This is a genomic window from bacterium, from assembly GCA_040756715.1.
Taxonomy (GTDB): domain Bacteria; phylum UBA9089; class UBA9088; order UBA9088; family UBA9088; genus JBFLYE01.
This window is the reverse complement of sequence record JBFLYE010000190.1, coordinates 2,838-12,329: the sequence shown is the minus strand read 5'-3', so window position 1 is coordinate 12,329 and position 9,492 is coordinate 2,838. Positions and strand designations below refer to the sequence as shown.

Here is a 9,492-nt window from a genome sequence, read left to right as displayed (position 1 = left end):
ATACCAATGCAATGAAACATACCCGATAGAATACAGAGCACCAGAGCACCAGAGCAGCCTACTAGCACCAGAGCACAGACAACCGACATTCAGACAAGAGAACCCAGAATACAGAATATAGGGAACAAACCTGAGGGATTAGACATTCCAAAGGAAATACCCAAGGAAAATAAGCCGCAGGAAACAATTTATAATCTGAAATCCGAAATTAAAGATTCGCAATTGCTTCGCAATACTTCGTATTCCGAAATCCGCAATTCTAATGAATCCCCAATCCAAATCTTTGATAAAGAAAACAACCATAATATCAACATTGAGAGACATAAAGAAAATGATGAATTTTTTTCCAAAGATTCCAAAGATTACAAAGATTACAAAGAGAATAAATCCCCCATTTTCCAATCAAATATATTAGAAGAGCCAATCTTACCAAAAGAAACTCCTGAAACATTAAACTTCTCCATTGAAAATCCAAAGAGACAAGACTTTTCTTTAGATAAAAAGCTCTATGAGATAGTCCAAAGAGCAGATTTAGAGCTAAAAGAGGCACAAACAGAAATGAATATCATTCTTAAACCAGAATTTCTTGGAAAGCTGAATATGAAGCTTACAATGAATGAAGGTATTCTTGATACAAAGTTTACCGTAGGAAACCCACACCTTAAAGAATTGATAGAAACAAATCTAAATAACCTTAGAGAAACATTTTCCCAATTGGAAGTAGAAATAGGAAATATTGAGGTATCAATAGAAAATGGCTTTTTAACACAAAGGAATCTTTGGGAGAAAACATATAATGAAAGCCAACTAACCAATCAAGGCTTCATATTTGAGCCAAAAGAATCTTCCCAATTTCATTCAAATGATGACAAATTGGCTCGGTTGTATTGGACACAAGCATCCTTTGAATTTACTGCATGAAAGAAATCCTTGAAAGGATATATGAAATTCTCTATCATAAATTTGGAGATATGAATTGGTGGCCAGGTGAAACTCAATTTGAGATAATAATCGGTGCTATCCTTACCCAAAATACTGCCTGGAAAAATGTAGAAAAGGCAATTGAAAATTTAAAAAAAGAAAATCTCCTAATCCCAGAAAGGATAAATGAAATACCAGAAGAAAAACTTGCTAATATTATCAAACCATCAGGATTTTACAACCAAAAGGCAAAGAAGCTTAAAGCATTTATAAATTTTCTCTTTTTAAGATATAATGGCTCCCTTGAAAAATTATTTGAAAAAGGGCTTTTTTCTCTTCGCAAGGAACTCCTGGAAATATCAGGGATTGGAAATGAAACCGCAGATTCTATTCTTCTATATGCAGGAAATAAACCCATATTCGTGGTTGATGCATATACAAAGAGAATCCTTGTAAGGCATAAGATTATAGATGAAAAAGCAGATTATAATGCCATTCAATCAATATTTATGGAAAATCTTCCAAAAGATGTCAAATTATTCAATAACTACCATGCCCTTTTCGTTAAGCTTGGAAAAGAAGTATGCAAAAAAACCAAGCCATTATGTAAGGGGTGTCCGTTAAATGAAGTTTATCCTTGACGATATGCTCGGAAAGCTTGCAAGGTGGCTTCGGATTATGGGTTATGATGCCAAATATTGCAGAAAAATATCAGACGATGAGGTTATAAAACAAGCAAAAGAGGAAAGACGAATTCTCCTTACAAGGGATAGGCTTTTGGTAAAGAGATTTGCTGTCACATCACTTTTAATAAAATCAGAGGATATAGAAAACCAGCTTAAGCAAGTGATAAAAAGGTTTAATTTGGACATAAAGGATATATTTACAAGGTGTCCAAGCTGTAATGGAATATTAGAGGGAATAGAAAAAGAAAAGGCTTATCATAATGTTCCTGATATTGTCTTTTCTTCCTATGATAATTTTTCTCTCTGCACATTGTGTGGCAAATATTATTGGAGGGGAAATCATTGGGAGAAAATAAAGGAAAGTTTAAACAATTTGACAGAAGGCTCTTTAATATGTTAACATTTTTTTATGAAGGTATATGAGGGAAAGCTTGATGGATGTGGCATTAAAATAGGAATTATCATTTCAAGGTTTAATGAATTCATTGGAAATATGCTAAAAGAGGGTTGTTTAGATACCTTAAAGAGAGAAGGTGTAGAAGATGAAAATATCTCCCTTTTTTATACCCCTGGTTCATTTGAGATTCCATACATTGCCTCACATCTTGCAAAGAGCAAGAAATTTGATGTTATTATTGGGCTTGGTGTGATAATAAGGGGTGATACGCCACATTTTGATTATATTGCCTCTGAGGTTGCAAAGGGGATAGCAAGCATCTCACGAGAAACAGGAACTCCAGTAATCTTTGGGGTTATAACCGCTGATACAATTGAGCAGGCAATTGAAAGGGCTGGGACAAAATCTGGAAACAAGGGAAGGGATGCTGCAATTTCAGCCATTGAGATGGTGAACCTCTTAAAGGCAATAAATGAGAAAAAGGACAAGGGCAAGGGCATATAGCCTTGAACTCCTTTACTGGCTTGAAATAACAAAAGAAAAGAGAGAAGATAAATTCTTCTCATTATATCCAGAAAAAAGGGATAATTTTTCATTAAGCATTGTTTCGGGAGTAAAGGAAAACGAAAAGGCAATTGATAAAATAATAAAATCCCATCTTGAAAACTGGAAAATAGAGCGTCTTGCCCTAATTGACCACAAGATTCTTCAAATTGCTATCTATGAGCTTTTATTTTCCAAAGATGCGCCTGCCGTCGTAATAATTGATGAGGCAATTGAGCTTTCAAAGATGTATAGCACAAGCTCCTCTTATAAAATAATAAATGGGATTTTGGATAAAATAAAAACAGAAATTAAGCGAAGCGACTAAAATGCCATCTGACTTGCATCTTCATACAATTTACTCTGACGGTAGCTTTACACCAGAGGAGATAATCAAATATGCTAAAGCACTAGGATTGTCTTATATCAGCATTACAGACCACGATATATTGGATAGCTATTCTCAAATAGAAAATGTAACCTCAAAGGTAAAAATAATTCCAGGCATTGAAATTGGATGTGAAGGAGAGGGGAATATTGAGGAAATTCATATACTTGGGTATGTTATAGATATAGAAGACCAAGGAATGAGGGATTTTCTTGCTCCAATAAGGGAGAGAAGAGAAGAGAGGGTAAAAAAGATTGTAAAGAAGCTTCAAAGCGCAGGGATAAAGATAGATTATGAGGAGGTAAAAAATGTGTCTGGTCCAGGTGCTATAGGAAGGCTTCATATTGCAAGGGTTTTATTTGATAAGGGGTTTTCTTCCTCTGTTCTCTCTTGTTTTGATAAGTATCTTTCCTTTGGAAAATGTGGCTTTGTTGAGAGGGAAAACCTTCCAAAGCCAGAGAAGGCAATTGAGACAATAAAAGCATCGGGTGGAATCCCTGTCCTTGCACACCCTTATGATACAATAGGATTATTACCAAGCCTTATAAAAATTGGGATTATGGGTGTTGAGGTTGTCCATCCAAAGATTGATCCTAATCTTTCCAAGCTTTTAAGAAGAAAGGCATTAGAATATGGGCTTCTTGTAACAGGTGGCTCTGATTGCCATGGAAAAATGAAGGGAGAAGATGTATTCCTTGGAAAATGGACAATTGATGATCAAGATGTTGAAAGGCTTTTATTAAAAGAGATTTTCTAGCTTGACTTAAAAGGGATTTGCTATTATATTAAATACAATGAAAAAGACAATTTTTCTTTTTTTTCTTTTTATAAGATTATTAAGGGCTGAAGATACCATAAAAAAGGCAGATGAAGGCTTTAATAATGGAAATTTTGAAGCCGCAATAGGGCTATATAAGGAATACCTTTTATATCAACCCCAAGGAGAATTTAGCCCCCTTGCTCAATATAGAATAGGAGAAGGGCTATTTAAATTAGAAAAATATGATGAGGCAGAAAAGGAGTTTAAAAATGTCCTTTTTCTTTATCCAGAATCAGAATATGTAAAACCATCCCTTTCAAGGCTTGGTGATTGCTATCTTAAGCTAAACAAAAAGAAAGAGGCAATTGAAGTATTAAAAAGGCTTGTAATAGAGTATCCAGGAACAAAAGAGGCAGAATATGCCACCTCCCAACTTAACGACTTTCTTCCAAAAAAGCCAACCAAGGATGAGACAGAAAAGATAAAAAATGCAAAACAGCTCTTTGAGAAAGGCTCATATACAGGCTCTTATGATAAATTTTTAAGCTTTATAAAAGAATACCCCTATTCTACATATACACCTTATGCAAGGTTTAAAATAGCAGAGAGCCTTTATTATCAAGAGAAATACCCTGATGCTATAAAAGGCTATAATGAATTTCTTGCCCTTCATCCAGATACAACATATACCCCTTATGCAGAATATAGCCTTGCCTGGTCTTATTTTAAAATACAAGATTATGATAATGCTTTAAATTCAATAAAGGGCTTTTTAGAAAAAAACAAGGGGGAAAAATACTATGATTCTGGATTAAGGCTAAAAAGCGAGGTGGAAAAGAAGCTAGAAGAGAAAAAAACAAGCGAATTATTTAGCTTGGCAAAGGAATCTTTACAAAAGAAAGACCTAGAAAAAGCAAAGGCAAGCCTCGAGGAACTCCTTGAAAAATATCCAGATTGCAAATACAAAAAAGAGGTGTCTAATCTTTTGTTGGAAATAAACGAAAAGCTAGCAGAAGAAAGCATCTCAAGGATAAAGAAACTTTATGATAATGGAACAAATTATCTTAAAAATGGAAAATATGATGAGGCAATCGGGTGTTTTCAAAGACTGATAAGGGATTTTGCTGAAACAGAATACACAAATCTCTCAAGGGAAGGCATTATAAAGGCAAATAAAGAAAAATATGAAAGAGAGGCAGGATTAAAATACAATGAAGGTTTAAAGCTTGAAAAAGAAGGAAAAGAAAGGGAGGCAAGGATAGCTTTTCAGGCCGTAATTTCTTCTTACCCAACCACAGATTATGCAAAGAGGTCTCAAGAGAAACTAGATGAGCTAGCATCTAAAAAGGAGGAAAAGGATGCAGAGACCCTTTACAAACAAGCCATTTCATTATTAAACGAAAAAGATTATTCACGGGCTTTAGAGATGTTTCAAAAAATAACCCTTTTATATCCAGATTCTATTTATACCCCCCTTTCAAATGAAAGGATAAAGAAAATAAAGGATGAGATGAGCGAGGAAAGGCAAAAGGCACAATTTGATATTGCCTTTAAATACTATGAGCTTGGCGAATATAAGGAATGTGCAAGGATTCTGCAAAATATTATTTCAATCTGGCCTTCTGGGGTCTACACAGAAAAGGCAAAGAATATCCTTTCTGAAATCTCTCTTAAGCTTAATAGCGAAGATGCAGGAAGCCTTTTTAAAATGGCACAGAGCTATTATGAAAACAATGAATACAATAAGGCTTTTGATACATTTAAAAAGGTAGTAGAGCTTTATCCCCAGACAAGTTATGCAAAGGCAGGGCTTCTTGCAATGGGAAGGCTTAATGAAAAAATAGCCAATGAAAAAGCAAAGGAGATTTATGATTCTGGCAAAAACCTTCAATTCCAAAAAAAATACGATGAAGCAGAGGAAAAATTTGATGAGATTCTTTCTCAATATCCAACATCATATTGGGCAGAGTATGCCCAATATTCAAAGGGAGAGATTTATTTTGAGATGAAGGATTATCAAAATGCAATAATACAATGGCAGGGATTAGAGGAAAAATTCAAGGAGGGAAGCCTTATTCCCGATGCCCTATACCACATTGCAGGTGCTTATAGCCTATTAAATATGAAGGAGGAGGCGGTCAAAACATACAAAAGGCTTCTTCTGGAATATCCAGAATCTATATATTCAAAGGGTCAATTAAGGGTTATGATAGAAGAAAAGATAAAGGAGCTTGAAAAATAAGAAAGGAAATCTAAAGAATCAATAAAATTATGATTGAACGATATAGCCTTCCAAGAATGAGAGAGATTTGGGGTCTTAAAAATCGCTATCAAAGAATTGTTGATGTTGAGATTGCAGTGTGTAAGGCACAGGCGGAGCTTTCTAATATTCCAAAGGATGCATTAGAGGCAATAAAAAAGAATGCAAGGTTTTCCCTAGAAAGGGTAGCTGAAATAGAGAAGCAAACCCACCACGATGTAATTGCCTTGCTTACAAATCTGGCTGAAAACATTGGGCCAGCTTCCAGATATGTCCATCTTGGGCTTACCTCATACGATGTGGTTGATTGTGCCTTATCTTTAATAATGAGGGAAAGTCTTGATATAATAGAGGCCGATATAAACAACCTTCTTTCTTCTTTTAAGGAAAAGGCATTTGAATACAAGGGTACAATGATGATTGGAAGAACACATGGTATCCATGCAGAGCCAATAACATTTGGGCTAAAATTGGCATTGTGGTATGATGAGACAAGGAGGAACCTTGAAAGGATAAAGAATTTAAAAAAGACAATTTCGGTTGGAAAAATCTCGGGTCCAGTTGGAACATATGGCCATATCTCTCCTAAAGTTGAGGAAATTGCCTTGAGATACTTAAACCTTGAGCCAACAAGGATTTCCTCCCAGATTATACAAAGGGATAGGCATGCAGAATACCTTACAACCTTGGCTATTGTTGCCTCATCATTGGATAAATTTACAACAAATATAAGAAACCTTCAAAGGACAGAGATAGGTGAATTGCAAGAGCCTTTTTTCAAAGGACAAAAGGGTTCATCGGCAATGCCTCACAAGAAAAACCCGGTTTTGTGTGAAAGAATATCTGGTTTATCAAGGATTATTCGCTCAAATGCCCAAGCAGGCCTTGAAAATATGGTCTTATGGGATGAGAGGGATATTTCCCATTCTTCAGCTGAGAGGGTCATTTTATCATCATCGTCAATCCTTCTTGATTTTATCCTTTGTGAATTTTTTAAGATAATCTCGGGCCTTGTTGTTTTTACAGAAAAAATGAAAGAAAATCTTAATAAAACAGGAGGCTTTATATTTTCAGAAGAGCTTATGCTTAAAATGGTGGACAAAGGTCTTTCAAGGGAGGAGGCTTATGGAATTGTTCAAAGGATAGCACATAGCGAAGGGGTCTTTTATGAGAATGTAAGAAGGGATGAGGAGATAAATAAAGTTTTATCAAAGGATGAGATTGAAACCTCTTTTGAGATAAAAAAAAGCCTTTCTCATCTTGACTATATCTTTAAAAAAGTATTTGAACTTTAATGGCAAATTGTATAAAATAAGGGTATGATTGAAATACGCTGGCATGGAAGGGGTGGACAGGGAGCAAAGACAGCTGCCTTAATCTTTGCTGAGGCAAGCCTTGAGGCGGGAAAATATGTCCAGGCATTCCCAGAATATGGACCAGAGAGGATGGGAGCACCTGTTTGTGCATTTAATAGGCTCTCTTCCCTGCCTATTTCCCTACATTGTGGGATAAAATCGCCAGATATTGTTGTTGTTTTAGACCCAACCCTGGTTGACACAGAAAATGTTACCTCTGGTCTTTGTGAAAATGGAATGCTCATTGTCAATACAGAGGATAAGCCAGAGGATTTTAGGAAAAAGAAAAATATTACCCATAAAAACATTTTTACGCTTGATGCCTCAAAGATTGCTTTAGAAACCATTGGAAAGGATCTCCCAAATACACCGATGCTCTCTGCATTAGCAAAGGTCTCAAACCTCCTTCCCATTGACACCCTTATCTCATATACAGAGAAGAAATTGGGAAAGAAAAAGAAGGAGCTTCTCTTAGGAAATATTTCTGCCATAAAAAGGGCATATGATGAAGTAATTGGGTAAGCTTCTTGCGATTTATGGAAGCCCAAGGGAAAATGGAAGATCAGAAAAAGCATTAAACATCCTGCTTAAAAATGTAGAGGCTGAAAGGCTCTATATTAGAAACAAAAATATCAAACCCTGCTCTGGCTGCCTTGAATGTAGCAGAAATGGAATATGCAATATCAAGGACGATATGGAGGAGGTAATCCCAAGCCTTATTTCATCTGATATAATTATTCTTTCCTCGCCTGTTTATTTTAAAGGCATTCCCTCTCATCTTAAGGCTATGATTGATCGATGCCAAGTTTTATGGAATAGAAAAATAGAAAAAAAAGCCCTTGGATTTTTTATCTTAACCTGTGAAAAAAAAGAAAATTTCCCTGGATGTATTGATGTGATAAGGGCATTCTTTGCAACAATTGGGGCAAGGCTTATAGATGGAATTATCTTAAGAGATGATGAACCTTTGGAGTCCTTAAAACAAACGATTGCTTCACAATCTTGGCTTTCTAAGGCTCAAAAACTCGCACTTGCTCGTTTTTCGCCTAATAAAATCTAATAGTTCGGCCCTTCGCTTCGCTTCGGGCTTCAAATCCTCTTTTGTCCCATTTTATTTTTCTTTCCTTTTCGGGGTGAGAGGATTTGAACCTCTGACTTCCTGCTCCCAAAGCAGGCGCGCTAAACCGGGCTGCGCTACACCCCGGAGATTAATTTATCAAGCTTCTTTTTCAAAACATCCTTATTTACTACACCAATTATCTCATTGACAATCTGTCCCTTATTAAAAAACTTAAGGGTTGGAATACTCATTACCCCATATTCTATTGCTATATTTCTATTCTCGTCAACATTGAGCTTGCCTATTTTTACCTTTTCTTTATACTCCTCTGCCAGTTCATCAATTACCGAAGCAAGCATTCTGCATGGCCCACACCAGGGTGCCCAGAAATCTACTACTACTGGAATTTCAGCTTCAAGAACCTCCTTCTTAAAATTTTCGTCTGTCAATTCAATTGCCATATTTTAAAAAATTTTAAATTTTGAATTATTATTGTAAAATTTTCCTTTTAATTTAGAATTCATCATTCAAAATTCAACATTTCTTCAAGCGGGAGAAGGGATTTGAACCCTCGACTTCAACCTTGGCAAGGTTGCACTCTGCCAGCTGAGTTACTCCCGCAAAAGTTTCTAAACAACCAATGCTTCTAATCTATTTTCAATTTTAGCTACAGGTTTACCATCAATGTATAAAATTAAATCTATTGGTGACCAGGTTAAAACTATATGATGATCTTTTTCTTTATCTAATAGATTAAGATCATAAGACAATGTTCTAAAATATGTTAAAGGATGATAGTGTTCAACATAAAGCTTCATATCCGGTGTTTTTAATATTTTTACCTTAGCATCACCCACCATTTTATCAATAAAGCTATAACCCAATGTATCCTTCAACCATGTTGGATTTAAGGAAATCCTTATCCAAAATTTAATTGTTCCTTCTTTATAAAACATCTTTTTTATACTCTTCTTCTATTTCAGAAGGTCTTCCTGGAATCATTATTCCCCCTCCCCCTGGTATTTTTATAGTTAATTCCATAACGCTTTACAAAATGTATGTGTTTAGATAATCTTAAGGAAAACTTTATAAAATTATGAATTTTGAATGTTGAATTTTGAA

12 protein-coding genes and 2 tRNA genes are annotated in these 9,492 nt (G+C 35.4%); 10 read left to right on the top strand and 4 right to left on the bottom strand.

Annotated elements, in window-relative coordinates; translation table 11 throughout:
* Window positions 1–222 precede the first annotated feature (222 nt).
* Genes AB1397_07320 through AB1397_07275 form a run of 10 tightly spaced genes read left to right on the top strand, consistent with a single transcriptional unit; the run spans window position 223 to window position 8,370 of the window.
* Entirely contained in the window at window positions 223–921 is a 699-nt protein-coding gene (locus AB1397_07320; GenBank protein ID MEW6482784.1) for a flagellar hook-length control protein FliK, read from the top strand.
* Window positions 918–1,562: an endonuclease III domain-containing protein gene (locus tag AB1397_07315; GenBank protein ID MEW6482783.1), complete on the top strand. Its 645-nt coding sequence runs from the start codon at window positions 918–920 to the stop codon at window positions 1,560–1,562. Before AB1397_07320 ends, AB1397_07315 begins: the two co-directional genes overlap by 4 nt.
* On the top strand, window positions 1,546–2,007 hold the full coding sequence (locus AB1397_07310; protein ID MEW6482782.1) for a Mut7-C RNAse domain-containing protein: 462 nt from the start codon (window positions 1,546–1,548) through the stop codon (window positions 2,005–2,007). The genes AB1397_07315 and AB1397_07310 overlap by 17 nt, the downstream gene beginning before the upstream one ends.
* 9 nt (window positions 2,008–2,016) lie before the next feature.
* Window positions 2,017–2,508 (top strand): 6,7-dimethyl-8-ribityllumazine synthase, encoded by a 492-nt coding sequence (ribE, locus tag AB1397_07305; GenBank protein MEW6482781.1) that lies wholly within the window; start codon window positions 2,017–2,019, stop codon window positions 2,506–2,508.
* Window positions 2,477–2,875 (top strand): transcription antitermination factor NusB, encoded by a 399-nt coding sequence (nusB, locus tag AB1397_07300; GenBank protein ID MEW6482780.1) that lies wholly within the window; start codon window positions 2,477–2,479, stop codon window positions 2,873–2,875. Before ribE ends, nusB begins: the two co-directional genes overlap by 32 nt.
* Window position 2,876: 1 nt before the next feature.
* Complete coding sequence (locus tag AB1397_07295) at window positions 2,877–3,692, top strand: PHP domain-containing protein (protein MEW6482779.1); 816 nt, start codon at window positions 2,877–2,879, stop codon at window positions 3,690–3,692.
* 37 nt (window positions 3,693–3,729) lie between these two features.
* Window positions 3,730–5,937, top strand: coding sequence for a tetratricopeptide repeat protein (locus AB1397_07290; GenBank protein MEW6482778.1), 2,208 nt, complete (start codon window positions 3,730–3,732; stop codon window positions 5,935–5,937).
* A 29-nt stretch (window positions 5,938–5,966) separates the two neighbouring features.
* Entirely contained in the window at window positions 5,967–7,250 is a 1,284-nt protein-coding gene (gene purB, locus AB1397_07285) for an adenylosuccinate lyase (GenBank protein MEW6482777.1), read from the top strand.
* A gap of 24 nt (window positions 7,251–7,274) precedes the next feature.
* Entirely contained in the window at window positions 7,275–7,832 is a 558-nt protein-coding gene (locus tag AB1397_07280; GenBank protein ID MEW6482776.1) for a 2-oxoacid:acceptor oxidoreductase family protein, read from the top strand.
* Window positions 7,825–8,370: an NAD(P)H-dependent oxidoreductase gene (locus tag AB1397_07275; GenBank protein MEW6482775.1), complete on the top strand. Its 546-nt coding sequence runs from the start codon at window positions 7,825–7,827 to the stop codon at window positions 8,368–8,370. Before AB1397_07280 ends, AB1397_07275 begins: the two co-directional genes overlap by 8 nt.
* Before the next feature lie 68 nt (window positions 8,371–8,438).
* Here AB1397_07275 and AB1397_07270 read toward each other — a convergent pair.
* The 4 genes from AB1397_07270 to AB1397_07255 form a co-directional block, all read right to left on the bottom strand.
* Window positions 8,439–8,514 (bottom strand) — tRNA-Pro (locus tag AB1397_07270).
* Window positions 8,505–8,831: a thioredoxin gene (gene trxA / locus AB1397_07265; protein ID MEW6482774.1), complete on the bottom strand. Its 327-nt coding sequence runs from the start codon at window positions 8,829–8,831 to the stop codon at window positions 8,505–8,507. Before trxA ends, AB1397_07270 begins: the two co-directional genes overlap by 10 nt.
* Before the next feature lie 87 nt (window positions 8,832–8,918).
* Window positions 8,919–8,991, bottom strand: a tRNA-Gly gene (locus AB1397_07260).
* Between the two features lie 8 nt (window positions 8,992–8,999).
* Complete coding sequence (locus AB1397_07255; GenBank protein ID MEW6482773.1) at window positions 9,000–9,326, bottom strand: hypothetical protein; 327 nt, start codon at window positions 9,324–9,326, stop codon at window positions 9,000–9,002.
* Between the last annotated feature and the right edge of the window lie 166 nt (window positions 9,327–9,492).